Annotated in this window: 17 protein-coding genes and 1 pseudogene; 6 read left to right on the top strand and 12 right to left on the bottom strand. The window is 44.5% G+C overall.

The window, feature by feature from the left end; genetic code table 11:
- The first annotated feature begins 462 nt into the window (after nt 1–462).
- Nucleotides 463–3,300 (top strand): TonB-dependent receptor plug domain-containing protein, encoded by a 2,838-nt coding sequence (locus Q4Q46_RS12485; RefSeq protein WP_311906089.1) that lies wholly within the window; start codon nt 463–465, stop codon nt 3,298–3,300.
- 112 nt (nt 3,301–3,412) lie between these two features.
- Here Q4Q46_RS12485 and Q4Q46_RS12480 read toward each other — a convergent pair whose 3' ends face one another.
- Nucleotides 3,413–4,207 (bottom strand): TIGR00266 family protein, encoded by a 795-nt coding sequence (locus Q4Q46_RS12480; protein ID WP_300479965.1) that lies wholly within the window; start codon nt 4,205–4,207, stop codon nt 3,413–3,415.
- A gap of 180 nt (nt 4,208–4,387) precedes the next feature.
- Entirely contained in the window at nt 4,388–5,302 is a 915-nt protein-coding gene (locus tag Q4Q46_RS12475; RefSeq protein ID WP_006086162.1) for a LysR family transcriptional regulator, read from the bottom strand.
- Nucleotides 5,303–5,516: 214 nt separating this feature from the next.
- Here Q4Q46_RS12475 and Q4Q46_RS12470 point away from each other — a divergent pair, with 214 nt between their 5' ends.
- Nucleotides 5,517–6,677, top strand: a complete 1,161-nt coding sequence (locus tag Q4Q46_RS12470; RefSeq protein ID WP_311906088.1) for a homogentisate 1,2-dioxygenase — start codon at nt 5,517–5,519, stop codon at nt 6,675–6,677.
- A gap of 76 nt (nt 6,678–6,753) precedes the next feature.
- Nucleotides 6,754–7,794: a 4-hydroxyphenylpyruvate dioxygenase gene (gene hppD / locus Q4Q46_RS12465; RefSeq protein WP_261273813.1), complete on the top strand. Its 1,041-nt coding sequence runs from the start codon at nt 6,754–6,756 to the stop codon at nt 7,792–7,794.
- Between the two features lie 112 nt (nt 7,795–7,906).
- Here the strand turns inward: hppD and Q4Q46_RS12460 are convergent, their stop codons facing one another.
- From Q4Q46_RS12460 to Q4Q46_RS12435, 6 genes are all read right to left on the bottom strand, one after another.
- Nucleotides 7,907–8,461 (bottom strand): sugar O-acetyltransferase, encoded by a 555-nt coding sequence (locus Q4Q46_RS12460; protein ID WP_311906087.1) that lies wholly within the window; start codon nt 8,459–8,461, stop codon nt 7,907–7,909.
- Between the two features lie 169 nt (nt 8,462–8,630).
- A complete protein-coding gene (locus Q4Q46_RS12455) occupies nt 8,631–9,116 on the bottom strand; it encodes an Atu1372/SO_1960 family protein (RefSeq protein WP_105252180.1) in 486 nt (161 codons plus the stop codon).
- Nucleotides 9,113–10,102 (bottom strand): glycine betaine ABC transporter substrate-binding protein, encoded by a 990-nt coding sequence (locus tag Q4Q46_RS12450; RefSeq protein ID WP_311906086.1) that lies wholly within the window; start codon nt 10,100–10,102, stop codon nt 9,113–9,115. The genes Q4Q46_RS12455 and Q4Q46_RS12450 overlap by 4 nt, the downstream gene beginning before the upstream one ends.
- Complete coding sequence (locus tag Q4Q46_RS12445; protein ID WP_028759587.1) at nt 10,089–10,565, bottom strand: VOC family protein; 477 nt, start codon at nt 10,563–10,565, stop codon at nt 10,089–10,091. The genes Q4Q46_RS12450 and Q4Q46_RS12445 overlap by 14 nt, the downstream gene beginning before the upstream one ends.
- A 146-nt stretch (nt 10,566–10,711) precedes the next feature.
- Nucleotides 10,712–11,878, bottom strand: coding sequence for an L-dopachrome tautomerase-related protein (locus tag Q4Q46_RS12440; RefSeq protein ID WP_311906085.1), 1,167 nt, complete (start codon nt 11,876–11,878; stop codon nt 10,712–10,714).
- Nucleotides 11,879–11,889: 11 nt separating this feature from the next.
- Nucleotides 11,890–12,465 carry a YbhB/YbcL family Raf kinase inhibitor-like protein gene (locus tag Q4Q46_RS12435; RefSeq protein ID WP_311900419.1) on the bottom strand — a complete coding sequence of 192 codons (576 nt, stop codon included), beginning with the start codon at nt 12,463–12,465 and terminating at the stop codon, nt 11,890–11,892.
- A 233-nt stretch (nt 12,466–12,698) separates the two neighbouring features.
- Here Q4Q46_RS12435 and Q4Q46_RS12430 point away from each other — a divergent pair, with 233 nt between their 5' ends.
- Both Q4Q46_RS12430 and Q4Q46_RS12425 read left to right on the top strand, forming a co-directional pair.
- On the top strand, nt 12,699–13,214 hold the full coding sequence (locus Q4Q46_RS12430; RefSeq protein ID WP_311900418.1) for a hypothetical protein: 516 nt from the start codon (nt 12,699–12,701) through the stop codon (nt 13,212–13,214).
- Between the two features lie 198 nt (nt 13,215–13,412).
- Complete coding sequence (locus Q4Q46_RS12425) at nt 13,413–14,036, top strand: LysE family translocator (RefSeq protein WP_311900417.1); 624 nt, start codon at nt 13,413–13,415, stop codon at nt 14,034–14,036.
- Nucleotides 14,037–14,156: 120 nt separating this feature from the next.
- On the opposite strand, the gene Q4Q46_RS12420 is transcribed toward Q4Q46_RS12425, so the two are convergent.
- Nucleotides 14,157–15,569, bottom strand: a complete 1,413-nt coding sequence (locus tag Q4Q46_RS12420) for a GNAT family N-acetyltransferase (protein ID WP_311906084.1) — start codon at nt 15,567–15,569, stop codon at nt 14,157–14,159.
- A gap of 108 nt (nt 15,570–15,677) precedes the next feature.
- Here Q4Q46_RS12420 and ggt point away from each other — a divergent pair, with 108 nt between their 5' ends.
- Nucleotides 15,678–17,417 carry a gamma-glutamyltransferase gene (gene ggt / locus Q4Q46_RS12415; RefSeq protein ID WP_311906083.1) on the top strand — a complete coding sequence of 580 codons (1,740 nt, stop codon included), beginning with the start codon at nt 15,678–15,680 and terminating at the stop codon, nt 17,415–17,417.
- A 650-nt stretch (nt 17,418–18,067) separates the two neighbouring features.
- Here the strand turns inward: ggt and Q4Q46_RS12410 are convergent.
- The 3 genes and pseudogenes from Q4Q46_RS12410 to Q4Q46_RS12400 all read right to left on the bottom strand — a co-directional run bounded on the left by Q4Q46_RS12410 (nt 18,068) and on the right by Q4Q46_RS12400 (nt 21,691).
- Nucleotides 18,068–19,885, bottom strand: a complete 1,818-nt coding sequence (locus Q4Q46_RS12410; RefSeq protein ID WP_311906082.1) for an ATP-dependent nuclease — start codon at nt 19,883–19,885, stop codon at nt 18,068–18,070.
- A gap of 476 nt (nt 19,886–20,361) precedes the next feature.
- Nucleotides 20,362–20,487 (bottom strand): annotated as a pseudogene (locus Q4Q46_RS12405) (transposase); the annotation flags it as partial.
- 226 nt (nt 20,488–20,713) lie between these two features.
- A complete protein-coding gene (locus Q4Q46_RS12400) occupies nt 20,714–21,691 on the bottom strand; it encodes a transposase (RefSeq protein WP_311906081.1) in 978 nt (325 codons plus the stop codon).
- Nucleotides 21,692–21,829 lie beyond the last annotated feature (138 nt).

Genomic DNA, 21,829 nt, shown 5'->3' with positions numbered 1-21,829 from the left:
TCTTACAGAATCAATCAGCATATAATTAAAACTTACAGTTAATACTTTTTAACGATTGACCTAGGAAAAAAAGGAAATATTCAATTAACATTTCCTATAACCAAGGAAATAAATACAAAATAAATACTCAGTTACAATTAACAAGTAACAGAAATAATTAAAATACCAAGTCAAACAAAAACTCAATAAAATCAATGTAAATAAAATAATCGATAGAAAGTACCGGCTGAAAAACGACATAAAATGTTATTAACAGTGAACAAAATTGTTACACAAAAGTTTAAATAAAGATAAATTATTAACCCAACCTTAAATACCTCACCTCTTAATTAATCATTAAAAAAACCAAACGTTGACATCTACGCAACTTTTAAATAAATATATGGATGATGTTGTTAAATAAGCATCATTTTTAAACCATAAATTTAACTAACAATAAATATAAATATGAAGGAGAGATGTATGAACTCTTTGTCACTAACGGCAAAAGCGGTTCGCTACGGTATATTTGCCGCAGCAAGTCTAACAGCTTCCACGTTTGTTTATGCCCAAGCTGAAGAGCAAACTGAAACGTTTGAACGAATTGAAGTTACAGGCTCAAAAATTAAGCGCATTGGTGAACTCACTCCTACGCCCGTGACAGTTATCTCTGGTGACGGATTAATTGATGCAGGTGTAGTGAACGTTGCTGATTTATTGCACAAAATGCCTAACACATTAGTAGGTTTATCACCTGAAACAACAAATAATACTGTATTTGCTAGTGGCTTGAATAATACAGATTTAAGAGGGTTAGGCTCTGACCGTACACTCGTTCTTGTGAATGGCCGTCGATTTGTTGCAGGCGCACCTGGCTCAGGCTCTGTAGATCTTAACAATATACCTACTGCAATGGTTGAGCGAATTGAAATCACAACTGGTGGTGCATCTGCAGTATACGGTTCTGATGCAATTGCTGGTGTTGTGAACATTATTACAAAGAAAAGCTTTGACGGCATTTCAGTAGACGTTTCGACTACGCAGCCAACAGAGGATGGTGGTGAAGAAAAATACGCTTCGATAACATTCGGCTCCGAAATAGGTAAAGCTAATTTTGTTACTAACCTTAGTTGGGCACGTCAGGGACAACTATCCTTTATGGATAGAGAGTTTCTTCGTGAAGCGCCTATTGTTGTACGTAACCAAAATGCAACGGGTCCTGATGATCCACAAGCTGTTGTATGGGGATATGGTCAGCAGGTTTTGGCTTCCTATAGCAAAACAGGGACATTTGTTTCGAAAGGGACTCGTTATTCATTCGATGAAAATGGCAATGTAAGACCGATGGAGTTAGGACAAGCTTTACCTCCTTTGACATCTGGTCGTGTCGATTATCTAGGTGGTGAAGGTTATAATTTTGCAGAAAACTCATTCATCAAAACGCCACTAGATCGTATTAACTTTTTCTCCGTAATGAGTTACGACATCAATGAAAACCATAAAATGACAATGGAAGCTAGCTTAAGCAAATCAGATGCTTATGGCGAAAGTTCTCCAGCATTTTTGAACTTTAAGTTACATGAAGATAATGGTTTCCTATCACCAGAAGCAGCAGCTTTAGTTGCGGCAGGTGAGTCAAAACCAGGAGCTGGAGTGACTCTTGGCTACTTAGCATCTGACTTTGGTAATCGAAAGTACAGCCAAGAACGCACCACAGCTCGAGTAGCACTAGGCTTTGAAGGTGAAATATCTGAAAATTGGACCTATGATGCCTATGCAACAGTAGGACATGTTCAAGCTGACACCGAATGGTACGGTGAAATGTTTGAACAACGCTTCTACGATGCTGTCGATACTGTCAAAGACGATAATGGTGATGTTGTTTGCCGTAGTGAAAGTGCACGAGATAATGGATGTCTTCCGCTCAACGTATTTGGGCGCAGTATTTTCGATAAAGACGCCTATGATTGGGTTAGTACAGATGCAATTCGTCGTTCATCTATCACTCAGTCAGCATTAGGTGCCTCCGTCAGTGGCGATCTTTTCGAATTACCTGCAGGTTTCGTATCCAGTGCATTCTCTCTCGAATATAGAAAAGAGCAAGCAGACACTTTACCAGATCCAGCGATGCGCGAAGGCTTACTATTCAACAACCAATCTCAGCCACTTAAAGGTGAGTTTGATGTAACAGAAGCTTCCGCAGAATTGTCAATTCCACTACTAAGTGACATTACATTAGTACAAGATCTAACATTGGAAACAGCTTTCCGTTATATGGATTACTCGACATCAGGTTCTGATACTGCTTGGAAAGTAGGCTTAAACTGGGCAGTTTTCGACGATTTGAGAGTCAGATTAAACCGTTCAAAATCTGTTAGAGCTCCCAACATAGGTGACTTGTATAGCCCACCTGGACAAACATTTAGATCTATGAAGGATTATTGCGCAACTAGCTACCGCAACCAAATCAATCCTGAATATCTAGACAATGTCTTGGCAAACTGTGCTGCACAGGGCATTCCTACCGATTTTGAACCATCTCAAGAGTGGTACGGTTCAACTCGTCCAGGATTTATAGTAGGAAACGAGGACTTACAAAACGAAGTGGCTGATGACATTACTATCGGTTTTGTCTACACACCGAGTTATATTGAAAACCTAAGCTTCACAGTTGATTACTGGAAATTTGACATGAAAAATGTCATTAACAGTTTTACTGGCCCAGATGTTGTGAAGTACTGCTACCAATCAAGTACTCTGGACAACCCATTCTGTCCATTGCTTGAACGTGATCCAAATACGCATGAGATCACCAACTACTATGAAAAACCAGTTAACTCTGCAACCAGCATTACTTCCGGTGTAGATATTGAAGCTAACTATAAGTTTGAAAGTAGCTTTGGTGATTGGGGCTTCCGTCTGTTCAGTACTTACCTTGAAGAACGTTCATTTAATTCAACAGGTTTTGCTGAAGATGTAGTTAAAGAAACTGGTGAGCAAGAGCGACCACGTTGGCGTCATCGTTTTACCACTGATTACACCTACGGAGATTTCTCTGCAGTACTCACAGCGAACTATCGTAGTAACACAGTACTAAGTAACGATTGGTCACCGAATCAAAACAACTATAATGATATTCCATCATATATAACGTTTGATTTAACCAGTCGCTATAACATCACTGATGCACTACAAGTTCGTGCGGGCATTCTCAACATGTTTGATGAAACACCACCTCGCCAACCAGGTGTGTATAACCAAGGTGCTTACTATGACATTTTGGGACAACGCATTACTGTAGGTGTTAACTATAAGTTCTAACCGACTCTGTTTGAGTTAATTTAAAATCTCCCATTTAAAGTGACATATCATCAATCTCGATATGTCACTTTTTTTTCATTAATATGAATTGTTTTATTATAAAACAATTCAATTAACGCCCATCAAGCATGCGACCAATACCACCTAGCACTGAGCCTTCACCGCGATCACTGCCACCCGCAGATGGGGCATGGGCGATAATGCGATCCGCCATACGTGAGAACGGCAAGCTTTGCAGCCAAACCGTGCCGTGACCTTTTAACGTCGCTAAAAACAAACCTTCACCGCCAAATACCATAGACTTTAACGAACCTGCGCGCTCGATGTCGTAATCTATCCCTGGCGTAAATCCAACCAGACAACCTGTATCAACCCTTAAGGTTTCACCTCGCAGCTCTTTCTTCACTAAGGTGCCGCCAGCATGGATAAAAGTCATGCCATCGCCTTGTAGGCTTTGCAGAATAAACCCTTCGCCGCCGAAAAAGCCCGTGCCTAAACGGCGATTAAATTTCATCGTCACCCGTGTACCTAAAGCCGCCGCTAAAAAACTGTCCTTTTGACAGATAAGCTCGCCGCCATACTCGGCTAAGTCGATCGCAAGGATAGTGCCCGGATAAGGTGCAGCAAAGGCGACTTTACGCTTTTGGTTGCCTTGATTGGTAAAGTGAGTCATAAAAATGCTCTCACCCGTCAGCACCCGCTTACCTGCGCCCATCAACTTGCCAAAAAAGCCGGACTCTGGTTCAGAGCCATCGCCCATTTTGGCCTCAAAGCTAATATCTTGCTCTAGGTAGTTCATCGCGCCCGCTTCGGCGACCACGGTTTCGTTAGGATCGAGCTCCACTTCAACCAACTGCATACTGTGTCCGATGATTTCATAATCCACTTCATGACAACGTCTAGACATACTGTTCCCCTTAACTGTCAGTTCCTTGTTACTAGCCTTTAGATTGACCACGATGGACGACTCTTTACCTATCGCGGCTCAATTTCACGGTTAATCTAGCGCTTAATCTATGACATAAAATGTCAAAATGCGATTATTTTATGCGATGACTTGTATCAAAAGATGACAAACGGCGACTTATCAACCTAAACCCACGCCATTAAACTGCTCAGCCTTAGCAAACTCTTCTAATATCAACTCGGTAAAAAGTTGTCCCGCACGGCCTAGCGGCCGCTCTAAGGTCGAGACGAGCTGTGGTATAAAGGTAAAACGGCTGCCACCGACAAAGTCGATTTCAACTAACTCCCCCTTCGCCAACTCTTCTTGCGCTAGAAAATCCGGCAACCAGCCAAAACCTAAACCTTTTAACAAGGCGTTCTTTTTCATGATAAAGCCTGAAAGATAAAACACTTTATCGCCGCCAAATTGCATTTCATCGCGGTAACTTTTATTGGGTGAAGAGTCTTCGATAGTCAATTCCACGTGTTGCTGCAGTTCAGACAAACTAATTTCGCGAATAAATGACAAAGGATGCGAAGCACTGGCCACCAGCACGCTAGTGATGGCTGGCAAAGGTTGCGGATGATAATAAGGACCTGTGCGATAATCTTTAACTAACATCAAGTCGGCATTATCCCGCTCGAATCTATGTTGTACGCCGCCTAAAAATTCCATATTGAGCTGAATTTTAGTGGGGATTTGATGTTCAGCCATACGCTTTAAAGCCGTCATAATTGGCTCCATTGGTAAGGCTCCGTCTATCACTAGCTCTAGCTTTGGCTCCCAGCCTTCACTGAAACGGCTGGCAAGATGTTCAATGTTTGCAAGGTGTTGCAACAATCTTCGCCCCTCGGCCAAAATCACCCGGCCCTCTTGCGTCAACTCTGCACGATATTGCTCACGGCTAAAAAGCTGCACGCCTAAGTGTTCTTCTAGCTTTTTAACTTGATAACTCACCGCCGATTGCGCCTTGTGTAACCGCTCCGCCGCCTTGGCAAAACTGCCCTCTTCCACCAGCACTTGCAGCACATTAAAAGCATCAATATCGATGCGCATGGTCACTCCTTGGCTCTTATGAACATGTCACGGAAACACTACGATTCGTAAAGATTAGAATACCATCTAATTTTTAGATTGAGATAACGGATTTATTATTCTTTTTTTTGTTCATTCAAGCAACTAAATTGATAACAAGATCACACTAATGCAACTTGCAGCATAACGACCAGCGATGTAGGTAACCCTGCAACGCAATATTGAAGGAATAACCATGCCATTTTATGTGAAACAAGGCCAGATCCCCCATAAGCGCCATATCGCATTTGAAAAGGAGAACGGCGAGCTTTACCGTGAAGAGTTGTTCTCAACCCATGGTTTTTCCAATATTTATTCCAATAAATATCACCACAACATGCCAACCAAAGCGTTGGAAGTAGCGCCCTATAGCCTAAGCCATGGTGCCAATTGGGAAGACTCGCTGGTCCAAAACTATAAACTCGATTCCCGCGATGCCGACCGTGAAGGTAATTTTTTCAGCGCCCGTAACAAGATTTTTTATAACAATGACTTAGCACTTTATACCGCCAAAGTCAGCGCCGATACCGACGAGTTTTACCGTAACGCCTATGCCGATGAGGTGGTTTTTGTCCACGAAGGCGAAGGCACACTCTACAGCGAGTACGGCACGATTAAGGTCCAAAAGTGGGACTATCTCGTGATCCCACGCGGCACGACTTATCAACTTAAATTCAACGATTACAGCAATGTGCGACTGTTCGTTATCGAGTCATTCTCTATGGTGGAAGTGCCTAAGCATTTCCGTAACGAGTATGGCCAACTGTTAGAATCGGCGCCATATTGCGAACGCGATTTATGCGTGCCCACATTGCAAGATGCTGTGGTTGAGCGCGGCGCCTTCCCCTTAGTGTGTAAGTTTGGCGATAAATACCAACTCACCACACTTGAATGGCATCCCTTTGATTTAGTGGGTTGGGATGGCTGTGTTTACCCTTGGGCATTCAACATTACTGAATACGCGCCAAAGGTGGGCAAAATCCATCTGCCGCCTTCTGATCACTTAGTCTTTACCGCCCATAACTTTGTGATTTGTAACTTCGTGCCGCGTCCCTACGATTTTCACCCGAAATCGATTCCAGCGCCTTATTACCACAACAACATCGATAGCGACGAAGTTTTGTATTACGTCGATGGCGACTTTATGAGCCGCACGGGCATTGAAGCGGGTTACATGACCTTACATCAAAAAGGCGTGGCCCACGGACCACAACCGGGCCGCACTGAAGCCTCGATTGGCAAGAAAGAAACCTATGAATACGCAGTGATGGTGGACACCTTCGCCCCACTTAAATTAACCGAACATGTACAAAATTGCATGAGCAAAGACTACAACCGCTCTTGGCTAGAAGACTAGCCCCAAGCCACCAGCACTCCCATGCGGAAGTCATTAGAGTGACGGCGTGTTGCACTAAAATAACGAGGAAAACAACATGGCAAGCGAACTAAATCCACTGGGCTTATTAGGTATCGAATTCACTGAATTCGCCAGCCCTGATACTGATTTTATGCACAAAGTCTTTATCGACTTTGGTTTTTCTCTGCTGAAAAAAGCCAAGAACAAAGACATCCTGTACTACAAACAGAATGACATTAATTTTCTGCTCAACACTGAGCGCGAAGGTTTCTCAGCTAAGTTTGCTAAATCCCACGGCCCAGCCATTTGCTCTATGGGCTGGCGTGTAGAAGATGCCGGCTTTGCCTATCGCGTTGCCGTTGAACGTGGTGCAAAACCCGCCGATGATGCCAACAAAGATCTGCCTTATCCTGCGATTTACGGCATTGGTGACAGCTTAATTTATTTCATCGACACCTTTAGCACAGATAACAATATCTATGCCGCTGATTTTGAAGATTTAGACGAGCAAATTATCACCCAAGAGAAAGGCTTTATCGAGGTCGATCACTTAACCAACAACGTCTACAAAGGCACAATGGAACATTGGGCTAACTTCTATAAAAACATTTTTGGTTTTACTGAAGTGCGCTACTTTGACATCAGCGGCGTACAAACCGCGCTAGTGTCCTACGCCCTACGTTCGCCAGATGGCAGCTTCTGTATCCCAATTAACGAAGGTAAAGGCAGCGATAAAAACCAAATAGATGAATACCTGAAGGAATACAATGGCCCAGGTGTGCAACATTTAGCCTTTAGAAGCCGCGATATCGTTAAATCTCTGGATGCGATGGAAGGCAGCTCAATCCAATGCCTAGACATCATCCCTGAATACTACGACACTATTTTCGATAAGTTACCTCAGGTCACAGAAAATCGTGAGCGCATTAAACATCACCAAATTCTGGTGGATGGTGATGATACAGGCTATTTATTGCAGATATTTACTAAAAACCTGTTTGGACCGATTTTCATCGAAATCATCCAACGTAAGAATAACTTAGGTTTTGGTGAAGGCAACTTTACGGCCCTGTTTGAATCAATTGAACGGGACCAAATGCGCCGCGGCGTACTATAAGTATTCATCCAACTAATAAAAAACGGTACGCACTGCGTACCGTTTTTGTTTCTACGATTATCTACATCGTCATCAGCTTTGACACCAATCACTCGGCTTTAACTTTCCTGCGCTAGTCCACATCGATAGGTTTGATAACCTTACAAGGGTTCCCCGCCGCCACACAGTTCGCGGGAATGCTCTTATTCACGACACTACCAGCACCAATGACACAATTATCGCCAATGGTCACACCGGGCAGTACAGAGACGTTTCCACCTAGCCAGACATTATTGCCGATTTGAATTGGCGCTCCGTATTCCGTCGTTTGCCGCGCAATGGGATTAATAGGATGCGTTGCGGTAGAAATCATCACATGGGGGCCAAACATCACGTTATCGCCAATCGAGACTGAGCAAACATCTAATATGGTTAGATTATGATTGGCGTAAAATTGTTTGCCAATATGGATGTTATAGCCGTAATCGCAAAAGAAATTAGGCTCAATATGAGCGCAGTGTTGAATATCAAGCAGGCCACGAAGATGCTCCATACGCGCATCAAGCTGGGTCGGTTCGGCCAGATTAAACTGATGACAAATGGATTTCGCCCGCATCCGCTCAGCCAATAACTCATCATCCCAAGCCTTATAGGGCTGGCCCGCCAACATTTTTTGTTTCTCAGTCATCGTATTGTCAACATTCCGTCCATGATGACCTAACCCTAACAATCGATTGATGAAAGTTCAAGAACTGCCTTATATGCTCTTGAATGAACTATCCGTCTTGCTGACAGAACATTTAGCTAACAGCCAATGTGAGTCACATTCAAGCATTCAATCTCAATCGAGACAAAGGTCATTGCCTTTGTTCGTCATCACAATAGAGTTCTGCAAATAAATACACTAGACACAAACTGTTAAGCGGCATGACCGGATTTGTCCAAATCATCCGGCTGTGACGCCCTGCTTCACCGAAGATTTCAAGCAATAAATCCGAAGCCCCATCGAGTGCTTTAGGATGTTCAAAGCAAGATTGATGCACATTTAGCACCCCTTCCAAGCGGTAAATTTGTTTTATCCGCGAAAGCTCACCGCAAGCCTGTTTCAATTGGGCAATGGCATTTAGGGTCGCAAGACGACAGGCAGCGTAGCCTTCGCTCACAGTATGATCGGCGCCCAATTGTCCTTGATACTGAAGCTCGCCCTCTAAATAGGGAAACTGACCCGAGGTCATTAACTGACTGCCAACAATTGAATAGGGTTCGTAATTCCCAAGAGCCGCAGCAACCTCAGGTAGTTCAAGCCCAGCGGCCACTAGCCGCGATTCAGGTGTGCTCATCATAATGTCACCTCCTGAGAGGAGGCATTCGCAGGATTAAGCAGCGGGGCTAACCAGGTCGTCAAATGCTGAGGATTGACTGTCAGCCAGTTCGCAGCGGCCTCATCTTCCGTCATTCCTTGTCGATTAACCGCATAATCGAGTTCTGCAACCATTTGATTCGATAATACTATGTTATCAAGCACCTGAATTTGTGCGGGCGAGAAATTAACCGCTAACTCGCGTTCACGGGCGAGCAATACCGCTTTATCTTTTCCCCCGAGTAAACCTTTAGGGTCCTGAAGATCGCGAATACCGTATTGATGGTGTAAAAATTGTGGATGCCACAAAGGAACGATCACCCACTCGTTTACCGCTACGGCAGACTCAAAAGCGGCGACACAGTCGGCCTGAGTGCCTGTTCTAAATTGATAACCCGCCACCGTTAATCCATATTGCGCCATAATATTTTTAGAAAATCGCGTGATCCCCGCCCCCTCACCAATCCCTTGAATGATGGGCCGCATACGTTGCTGCACGTCAGGTTTGAGTAAATCCTCAATGCTCGACACTTGCTCAGCAGGCACATAATCGGGTACGCCCCAGAGCGCATAGGGCTCATAATGCAGCCCGAGTTGCCGCGTAGCGACTCGCTCTTCGACACCTTGTCGATAAATCCCATGGCTATGGGGCAGCCATGCTGAACACAGCATATCCACTTTGCCTTCACCTAGCTGCTCAAAATTAGCCTCGTGCAATGCATAGCTTCGTTGCACCTCTTTGCCCATAATCCCTATCACATGGGCCACCACAGCGGCGGTGACGCGATGAAAACTTAAGTCTGTCACTCCCATGCGAATCATCGGCTTACCCTGTGAGCTCTCCATATTTGTACTCGTATTCAATGAATTCATACCTATCACACCTCGAGGAAATAATGCCAATGATGCCAAACTGCCCAATCCCAGCGTTTGCAATAATTGCCTTCTGAAGACATTAATCTCCGCCATGTTCAGGCTCCTTGGTGTCTAAAATAGTGAGCCTATCCATCACAATTCCAACAATGGCGTTGTCCTTTGCATAGGGAAATATCATCTCTACTTTGATGCCATTCGGATCTTCAAGGAACAACTGATGCTCACCAATCTCAGGCACAATTCGTTCCTGAAAAATCATCCTCTGCTGGCATAAATGCTGCTGCATCTGGTGTAAATCCGTACCACGAAACGACAAATGGTCAACACGTCCCGAGCCATAAATATTTCGGCTTTCCCCTAAGTAGGCATCTAGCGCCTGATCGCCCGCTTCCACCAAATGCAAAATGGGCTTATTTGAGGCATAAAGCCAATGTCCAGGAAAACCAAACTGTGGCCGCCACCCTAATTTCAATCCAAGGATGACTTGATAAAACAACAGCGTTTCAACCAGCTTGGGCGTTCTGATGGTAAAGTGATCCAATCCGATTATGTTCATATTGTCATCCTCTGGCAGTACTGACTCGGTATAACCAAGTGCGAATCCAAACCGTTTTAATCCGCAAAAATCGTGTGAATAAATTCAGTTCAGATAAGCACTTGCCGTAAGGTTATAAAATTAATTGATGAGATTAATTGTTCGGATTAATTACCACGAACGCCCGCCGCTAACGGCTTAAAACGGAAAATATAATAAGGTGGACTGTTTTCAGCTTTGCCATTATTTAATGGTGCCGATAACGGTAATTGCGCAGCCCCAGAGTACAAATAACCTTGCTTGCCATAACTCACACCGTCGGGCCAAACCATACGTTCATCATGGACATAAGTGCGATACTGGCGAGAATCTGCAGGGATCACGCCAATGGCCCGCTCTCCCACTTCCGTTAGATACAAATTATTCGCTTCATCAATACTTAAGCCACCGTTGTCGGGCTTATCGGCATAAGCTTCCACTTTGGCAGAGAGTGCCGCAGGCGTTAACGAAGGATTGATGAGATCTGTCATCCGCACACGGTAAACTTTGTCTTTATTCATCGGGGCAAAGTAGAGCCATGTTTGGGTTTTATCTAAAGCTATGCCATCGGCACCCACATAAACTTCAATCTGCTTTCTACCTTTTGAGTCTTTATCGATAATCAGTGGCCGCTGTAAGTCTGGCATCACACTGTTATCACCCTGTAATAGGCGCCGACTTTTCCCTGTATTTAAGTCCACAACCACCAGCGCAGCCTTTTCACCAATGGGACCCGTGCCAATCCCCTCATCAGCAATCACAATCGCTTGATGTCGAGATGAGATTACAAAGTCATTATGTTGTGACTCAGGAAGAGAGACTGGCGCGGGCAAATGAATAATGCGATCTAATTGGTTTTTCTTGGTATCCCATGCCACTAATTTAGGCTCAATACGTGGCGCCTGCTGGCCAGAATCTAATAGCCACACTCTGTCTTGATCGTCGGTTCGCAGCCCCAACACCCAATTAAGGCAAGTATCAGGTTCTTTCGCTTTGCCCTGCGGATCATGGCATTGCTGCCAATCCGAATTAGGAAATGGCTTAGTACTACCATCCGCTAAAAGTTCAGCCACCTTAATATTAGGTTGATAGAAAGGGTGATAACTGAAAATCAATCGTTCATCTGATGTGAAAGTAATACCGCCCACAGCCCCATCAAGTTCGGCAAAGACTTCCATTTTTGCCAGCGGCTCAGTCTGTGTCGCCCATGAGTGAGAACACAACAAACTGGTTGCCAGTAGAGTAAAAGCCTTTGATAACATTGGGTATGTAATGCGCGTAGATAATATGGTCATCTTCATTCCTCCTAACGTGGGCCAGCTAAAAGCGTTAAACTTGCTTCGCCTAATCTATGCTGCCAAAGATAGAATCCCACCAAAGCGGGTGTTGATCCCTTGTCTATCGGCAACTGCGCCACATCCAAAGCATGCACTGTCCATACATAGCTGTGTTCACGTCCCTCTGGTGGACAAGGTCCAAAGAATCCAGGTTTACCTAAATCGGTATTAGCTTCAATGGCACCACTGGGTAGTGCTCCGCCATTCACACCACCTGCGAGAGTCGACACCTGTGCCGGAATGTCATACACAACACGGTGCCAAAAACCACTGCCAGTAGGCGCATCTTTGTCATATAAAGTGACAGCAAAGCTCTTGGTACCGGCAGGTACATTTTGCCAAGTTAATCGCGGCGCAATATTTTCGCCCGAACAACCAAATTGATTCCAAAAATACTCAGGAGGGAAGCTTGAATTATCGGCAAGATTACTTTGTAAACTAAACACTTTGGTACTGTTGTCAGCCATAACGTTATTAATGCTGGCAGCCAAAATAACACTCAGTAAGAAGGTATATTTACTTGCGGATAGAGATGATTTGATCATATGCAGAATCCATTATTAAACTGTTCTATAACAGTTATTGATAATTAATTTAAGAATGGGGTTAGCATATCAATCAAATAAATATTGATAAGTCGTGTCTCACTGATATGAGTTTCAAAAATTATTAGATAATCTAAACATGCTTCAGCGTTATTTTTCGATTATAGTATTGGCGGCACGAGTGAATGAATAACGGTAAGCCGCAAGATAACGATAATTAAGCGAGTAACCTAATGACCGAACAAGAATGCGCTATGACTCAGACAAGCTATCAGCCTTGGTTCCCCGCAGAAAGAAAGCTTAAACCCCATCCTGATTTGAGCTGCAGATTAGAGGGATTATCGTTGACCTTACTGTGGCAAGAGCCTAATGACAGTGCGTTCTCGATGGAAATTCACTTCCCAATGATCGCAGGAATTCTGGTGATTGATGAATCAAGTTATCAAACTTGTTCAAATAGCATCCATGTTAATCTTAATGATGATTTAGGCAGTAATATCAATAATGAAAAAATCAATACGCCATTCCCTATCGATACCGATTTAAATATGACAAACCCATCCAGGTCCGATTATTTTTCTTTACCTTGGCCAATATGGAAGTCGGTAAAAAATGCACGTCGTCCTTATTATGGCGAATTAGGCGAACATATTTACCAGAGTCTATACAGTTATTATATTGTGGGTGCCGATAGCGTGTATTTGATCGATACTGAAACAAAACCTGAAATCAAAATCTTATCTTGTTAGCAGCAGGATGACTCTGCACATAATTCACGCCAGTGCACTAACCGCTCACACCCCAAATGGGTAACCGACAAAAAATATCGTTCGCTAACACAACCGATTACATTTATGTGTTGTCAGGCCAAAACAAGCGCATTGGCTAAACCCGCAGTTTTCATTACACTATCGGCCTTCCCATCTTCACCCAAGACAGACCAAACCATGCCAGATTTTGCCTTACTTGCAGTGTTTATCCCGACCTTCTTCTTTGTTTCTATCACCCCGGGCATGTGTATGACGCTCGCCATGACCTTGGGCATGAGCATAGGTGTGCGCCGCACCCTGTGGATGATGCTGGGTGAACTGGTAGGCGTAGCGTTAGTGGCGACAGCCGCCGTGATGGGCGTTGCCAGTATCATGCTCAACTATCCCGAAGTCTTTCAAATCTTTAAATGGGTTGGCGGAATTTATTTAGGCTTTATCGGCGTACAAATGTGGCGCGCCCGCGGTAAGATGGCCATGTTAAGCGATGACGACACTAACCCCAGAGCCAGCAATGTTACCTTGATCTCCCAAGGCTTTATTACCGCCATTGCCAATCCTAAAGGTTGGGCATTTATGGTGTCGCTACTACCACCTTTTATCAATGCCGAGCGCGAAGTCGCGCCGCAGCTGCTCGCACTGCTGAGCATTATCATGGTGACCGAGTTTACCTCTATGCTCGCCTACGCCAGCGGCGGCAAAAGCCTGCGTATTTTCCTAAGTCGTGGCGATAATATTCGCTGGTTAAACCGCATTGCAGGCAGCCTGATGATAGGTGTGGGCGTGTGGTTAGCCCTGAGCTAACATTCATAGCTAACCGTTTGAATTAACAGCTTAGATAGAACTGCTTAGGTTGTACTATATAGGTTGAACATGCACGACATAAATGAGAGCCCAATAATGTCCCGTTAACTCGGTCTTTTATTAGGGCTCTTTTTTGTAGGGCAAAACAGCTCGCATCTGCGCCATATATTGCTGCATTTGCTGTGCTTCTTGCTCTACAAAATCGGCAATCGCCGCCCTAAATCCTAAGTGGGTGATATTATGGTAGGAATACATTTCAACAGGTTCAAAGCCGCGCAGCACCTTATGCTCCCCCTGTGCGCCCGCATCAAACATCTGGAACCCATGTTCAATACAGTATTGAATACCTTGGTAATAACAGGCCTCAAAATGCAAGCCGTCGAGCTCAACCGTTGTCCCCCAATAACGGCCATATAAGCATTTTTGCCCTTGAGTATTCTCGCCTTTGAGATACAAGGCGCCGGCTACCATCTCGCCCTTGGCATCTTCGACCACCAACAGTAAGACTTGCGCGGCGAGTTGTTCCCCCAACAGCTGAAAAAAGGTCGGCGTTAAATAGCCGCGATGACCGGAGCGCTTAAGGTAAGTTAATTGATAACATTGGATAAACGTCTGCCATTGTGAAGCGGTAATGTGTTCACCTTCGACAAAGTGAAACTTAAGATTAAAAGGCTGTAACTGCGCCCGCTCCTTCAAGATATTCTTACGTTTGCGCGAACTAAAGCCCGCCAGAAAATCATCAAAGTCGCGATAACCGCGATTATGCCAATGGAACTGCGTGCCTAAGCGTTTTAACAGCGGATTGGGCAAGCCTTCAAATAACGGCGTTTGGCTTGGGGTAACAAATAAGCTATGCCATGAAGAAATCGGGCTGTCGCCCTGATCTTTAACGCTTTGCATTGACCCATCAAGATCAGCTTCATCAACAACGGACTGATTAAGCTCTGACTCATCAAAAACCGCATCACCTTGCTCTAACACACAAGGCTCTGACGCAAACAGCTCTGATGTTAGCCGGCGATTCAATGTCAGCAGCAGTAATTGCGCCACGCGCAGTTGCTCAACGCTATCTAATGCAGAATGAATGCCCATCCTTCGCCCTTGCACTGGGGTAAAAGGGATTGCATTCACCCATTTGGGATAATAATCGAGTCCATGGCGCTCATAGGCTTCGGCCCACGCCCAATCGAACACGTACTCGCCGTAGGAGTGAGACTTTTGATACAAGGGCATCACCGCAACCAGCGATAATGGCTTGAAGTGCTTAGCCGCTTGCCGGCTTATCAGGGCTCCAGCAGCCAAAGGCGACAAACTTTTATCCAAACTTGCAACATCATTTAATCTGTCACCCACATCAAACACGCATAAATGCCGCGGCGTCCAACCCGTTGCAGCGCAGGCCGAATGGCTCTGCTCTAGCGCCAACAAAAACTCATGGCGACAGAAGGGATTCGCCTCCCCCATAACGGCATTCCACGCACTGGCCGATATGTCCGACATTGAGCTCGCAAAGGCCAAGATAAGCTGTCTCATTGGGTAAATTCTCGTCCTTTACGGATCTTAACTAATATACAAGGTTGCAATTAAGCCTAATTCTCGGCACATTGCATAGCCATAATGAAAATAAATTCAGGATTGAGTATGCGTCCAACAAGACCTTTTAGACCTCTTATTCTCGCCATTGCCATGGCGCTTCCCCTACTATCATCACCCAGTCTGCTTGCCGAAGAATCGTCAATTTTCAGCCAGATGGCCACAGCACAACCTGTGTGGGCCAAGCATGGCATGGTTGCCAGCCAAGAAACACTCGCCAGTCGCACCGGCGTTGAGATCCTAAAACAAGGGGGCAATGCCGTTGATGCGGCCGTGGCCGTGGCTTTTAGTTTGGCAGTTACCTTACCACGTGCCGGCAATATCGGTGGCGGCGGTTTTATGTTGGTACATATTGCCAAAGAAAACAAAACCATAGCAATCGATTACCGTGAAATGGCGCCATCTAAAGCCAAGAAAGACATTTTCCTCGACGAGAATGGCGATGCAGTTGAGAAGCTGAGCCGCGAACACGGCCTTGCTGTAGGTGTCCCAGGTACAGTCATGGGCATGAGCTTAGCCCTTGAAAAATATGGCACTATGACACTCGCACAAGTCACTGCTCCTGCAATTAAAATGGCGCAGGAAGGCATTAGCGTGACGCCAGATCTTGCCCAATCCCTTGCAGGTCTAAAACGCCGCATGACCCAATGGCCAACCACAGCCGCTATCTTCTACAAAGCCGACGGCAGCGATTATCAAGTTGATGATATTCTTAAACAACCTGAGCTTGCCCATTCATTAAGTCTGATCGCTGAAAAAGGCACCAAAGGATTCTACGAAGGTGAAACCGCCACTAAACTCATCAATGCGGTGAAAGACGCTGGCGGCATTATGACCTTAGACGACCTTAAAAATTATAAGGTTGTGGAACGTGAACCCGTACGTGGCGAATACCGTGGCTACGAGGTTGTGTCTATGCCACCGCCATCATCGGGCGGCGTGCACATCATAGAAATGCTTAATGTGTTGCAACAATTCCCGATTGATAAACTCGGCCACAATACGGCGCAGACGATTCATCTGATGGCAGAAACCATGAAGCATGCCTATAGCGATCGCAGCGAATACTTAGGCGACCCCGACTTTTATAAGGTGCCCGTCAAAGCCTTAACCAGTAAAGACTACGCCCAAAAAATCGCCAGCCAAATCGCGATGAATAAAACAACGCCCAGCGCCGAAATCAAGCCAGGTAAACTCGCGCCCTATGAGAGCGACCAAACCACTCACTTCTCGGTAGTGGATAAATGGGGCAATGCAGTTTCAAACACTTACACCTTAAACTTCAGCTACGGCTCAGGTTTAGTGGCCAAGGGTACTGGCATTTTGCTCAATAACGAGATGGATGATTTCTCGGCCAAACCCGGCGTGCCAAACGGCTACGGTTTAGTTGGCGGTGATGCCAATTCGGTCGAAGGCAATAAGCGCCCATTGAGCTCCATGAGCCCAACAATAGTGATGAAGGATGGCAAGCCCTTCCTCGTCACTGGCAGCCCTGGCGGTTCACGCATTATCACCACCACACTGCAGATCATCATGAATGTGATCGACCATGGATTAAACATCGCCGAAGCCAGTAATGCGGCGCGGGTGCACCATCAATGGCTGCCCGATGAACTGCGAGTCGAATCCAGCTTAAACCGCGATACCATTTCCCTGCTCGAAGCCAAAGGCCACAAAGTGAAAGTACAGTCCGCTATGGGCAGTACACAATCAATCATGGTGACCGAACAAGGAATTTTTGGCGCGTCTGATCCACGCCACTCGGGTAGCGAAGCCATCGGCTACTAGCATCTCCATGATGCCGATTTTAGTGAAAGAGATGAGTGGAAATGAGAAGAAGATATGACCTATTCGATCTAGGTCATAAACCCTGAGTACAGCTTGTCCCTCCGCTCAGCGAATGCAGACTCGCAATCAAAAAGCCCTGCTATACATCACTGTATAGCAGGGCTTTTTATTGCGTGGCAACAAGTAATCGTACTGAACATAGCTGACTTTTAGACCTAATAGTTTAGGCAAACTGTACTGGGTGACCTGTTATTTCAGTCGTTGGGATTTTAGCGTTGGCTGGTATCCAATCATATAGGCTTGCCATGGCATTCACTCTCCGACACGCAGCTAGTCCGTCCTTGGATGCTCGACCGCCCCGTCCATGGGGCGGACGGTCGTCTCGCAAATCACCATGGCTCACCTTTTTGGCACTAATGTAACCTGTCTGTATGAAGGAGATACCCAGCACGCTTTTGGACAGAAATGAGTTTCGGAAAATTGAACATTAGCAAAGCATGAATAACTTGAGGTATGGCAAAGTGAAAAAGCCCACTGTCAGACTGGGCACGAGACGTTCCTTGTGGAATTAACCAGTCCTCCTTTTTGGTCATATCAAGGAGAAATAAGCCGAACCTATTTCGAGTATGTTCGGCTTACACTTTTATAACTTAGTCACAGAAAGCAAACTCAATAATCTCTTTTAAAGTGGCTTTACTCTCAACAGATAAATCATTGTCACCATCTAAGAACTGTCTTATCCTTTTCCATGAATGGAATGGTTTGCTACTAGCTTTGATGTTGTCAGTCTCAACATTCCATAACACGTGTTCAAATGTGTCTTGTACTAAGAAAACATTTTCGCGTAGAGCAATTTCCTCAATCTTCGCATTAGCTTTAAAAGGATGTAGGTTACCTGTCGCGGCAAGTTCAGCATCAGTGAGGCCTTTTCTGTCCGTGTCATGGATTACTTTGTAGTCTATCCCAAGCCCTTTTAGAACTTTAACTATAGCGGTAATTGTCCATTTACCTCCTGCTGAAACAACCGTTGTATCTTTGTGTTTCGAGCCTAATACGTTCAGTTCTTCGACTAACTCTCCAATCATAGAGAACACAGCAACTTCGGTGTCGCCTTCAACCACAACAACTCGTTTGGCGAATAGACTTTCACAGACTGATGGATGAAAATCTAGGACAGCCCTTAACATGACTTTTTCGTCATATTCTGCACTTTGCTCGAACAGCTCGTTTGGTAACTGTGAAACGATACGTCTATTGTTGTCAGCTCGTTTAATTAATTTAATCGACTCCGGTCTATTTGCTAAATCAATTAGAAATGGTGAGTGGGTCGAACAAATTACTTGCCATAGTGGACTACCAGATCTTGTTTGAAGTGTATCTCGTAATCGACGCATTAGGTGAGGGTGGATATAAAGTTCCGGTTCTTCATACAAAACAATCGTTGTTCTTTGAGCACCATCGACTTGTGCTTCGGTCGCGGCATTGCTTTCTAACATTGCAAATGCGAGTGCTCGTTGTACACCACTGCCTTGATATTGAAGGCTAGTTTCTAACTCTTCATCAATCAAGAATGTCGCAGCTTTCATGAATAATGGTTCAATATCGATATCTCCAACAGCAAGTTTAACCTTGGTATCAAAGTCCAAAATATCATTCAAGGTAGTAGAAACAGCTTCCAAAGCAGTTGATAGACCATCAATTTCAGTACCATCTTCAGCCTGACCTTTAAGCTTTTCTTGTAGCTTCTGAGCCTTCTCAATATAAAGAGTGTAGGATTCATCAGATTTCACTTTAGGAAAAAGTTTGGTTTTAAATAAGTATGCAAACGGGGAAGTACCAGTCGTTTTTAGCTCGTCTTCAATCTTGAAGCTAGCAGGTACATACATGACGTGAGGTATTGCTTGTTGAAGAGAGTTTGCGAATGTCTTCTCATGCCAATCTAATTCACGAATAATAGTTTCTGGATGATTATTGACCATATATTGGTCTATTTCACTTTTTCGCTCTTTATATATAGCAGCCGATGTTACCTCAAGTTCAACTAGGATGGCATTCAGTTGCTCATCAGCACGCGCTTGGGAAATGTTCTTACCTGTAAAAGGAGTGGTCGTAGGTGCGTGATGCACTAAGTACTTGCAGCTTGGCGCATCTGTATCTTCTGTCCAAGTGGCTTCCATTTTTAAAACTAATTGGTCGCCATTTAAAAGTTGAGATATAGCAGGCTTATTACGCTCCCACTCTTCAAGTTCAGAGAATGTACAAGTAATAGACATAACATCATCAGTTTGCTTCTGACTTGGCCAGTCATCGGCTTTTGGCTTTTTGTTGTCTAAGACTAGGTTTAGTGCCGCCAAGATTGTTGATTTACCAATATTGTTTGGACCAACTAGAGTGGTAAAGTTGTTTAAGTCGATTACGGCTTCAGTAATACCACGGAAGTTCTCTATTTCTACCTTATTGATTTTCATATATTTTCCAACAGTGAGTTTGTGTCGATAATATATGATTACCCGTTATGTTTAATGAATTATATCAACATGTTGAGTAGTGGGAGAGCTTTGTTTGAATAATTGCCGTAACGCCTACACATTTTAAATCTAAAAGTTGACACATTGGACAAAGAGATGTAGGTCAAAACAAAAGAATGGAGCGACTCATACGCTTTAGATTGGTCGAATTTATCCCCGTGATACAACGCGGGGATTTACGACGAACAGCATTAAAAAAATCTGGCCACCCATTTTAGATCAACAACATAATGCACTTTTGGTTTGTCTACAACTTGTACGAGCTAAAATTGCTTAAATGAGAGTCATCAAAAGTTGAAGGGCTAAAGCTAAGGCATAAAAATGAGCTAACTCATTAAAAATAGTGTATTTAAGACATGCTAACCCACCCAATAAAACACATGGGCAGTGATTGGTTTGGTTAAGCAGGATTACAGTTAGTTGCTGTGAAAGTGCTGACAGCTTGCCGCAAAGTGCCGTCGTCGCTTTTCTAGATGTTCGCAGTAATCAGTGAGTGCTTGCAGCGTACCCACCGGACCATGAAATAGCTTGCCAAACTCAGTGGCGTGAAAATCTTGCCACCCATTTTAGATCATCAACATAATGCACTTTTGGTTTGTCTACAACTTGTACGAGCTAAAATTGCTTAAATGAGAGTCATCAAAAGTTGAAGGGCTAAAGCTAAGGCATAAAAATGAGCTAACTCATTAAAAATATTGTATTTAAGACATGCTAACCCACCCAATAAAACACATGGGCAGTGATTGGTTTGGTTAAGCAATATTACAGTTAGTTGCTGTGAAAGTGCTGACAGCTTGCCGCAAAGTGCCGTCGTCGCTTTTCTAGATGTTCGCAGTAATCAGTGAGTGCTTGCAGCGTACCCACCGGACCATGAAATAGCTTGCCAAACTCAGTGGTGAGCTTGAGCCAATTGTCATGTGGGATATTTAATCTTGCCAGTAACTTAGCGCTATTTATACTGATTGCCCCACGTTTATCACTTCGAATAATTCGACCTGTATCATCGACCAATTCAAGGTAATCCGATAATAAAAACGCAATGCCATTGGGCTGGTTGTCGCGCTCATTACTGATAAAAGGCAGTAGATTTTTAGGTTGCTCACCTTTTAATGCAGCCCGAATACGTAGTTGAATACTGGTATGGTCGGATTGTTCTGGTGTATCAGCCAGTTGCGCTCTAATCGGATTTAAATCGACGTAAGTCATACAGGCTAACACCGCAGCTTCATCGAGTAGGGCTTGCGATTTAAAGCGACCTTCCCAGAAACGACCTGTACAGTTATCTTCTTGATTCGCTTGTCTTGCGATGGGTTCGTTGAGGCAGCGCATAAACCAACTGATATCACATAAACGACTGCGATAAATGGCAATTGAATGCTTTAATCTGTTGACCTCGTGAACTTCAACTAACTCACCTTTGGCGAATTTTTGCGTTAATTCATCGCCTTTAAACAGCTTATGCCACTGCTCAAGTACTTCGCGGTCAGTCCAACAATTTGCACTGTCGATATCGACCCGTAGCACCACATGCAGATGATTCGACATTACCGCAAAGGCTGCCACATCAATAGCAAAAACCGCTTCAAGTTCAAACAGTAGTGACTCAACCCAACCACGGCGATGGTCATAGTTTTTCCCCGAATAGGCATCATCGCCACACAAAAACGCACGCCGAACAACGCGGCTACAGCAATGGTAATATGGAGTGTCTTCAACACTTATCTGAGTTCTGCGAGGGCGCGGCATACAAACCTCCTCGTTAAATGCATAACCAAGCATAGTCGGAGGTTAATTACCATGCCATTAAGACTGGATGTCCATTTTTCTTTACCGTTGGCGACATGGATGTCGCCGTCGAGCCCTCAGGGATGAGTTTACGGCGTG

Source organism: Shewanella vaxholmensis, from assembly GCF_031932135.1.
Lineage (GTDB): Bacteria > Pseudomonadota > Gammaproteobacteria > Enterobacterales > Shewanellaceae > Shewanella > Shewanella hafniensis.
The sequence above is the reverse complement of the archived record's forward strand: the minus strand, read 5'-3'. Positions and strand labels throughout refer to the sequence as shown.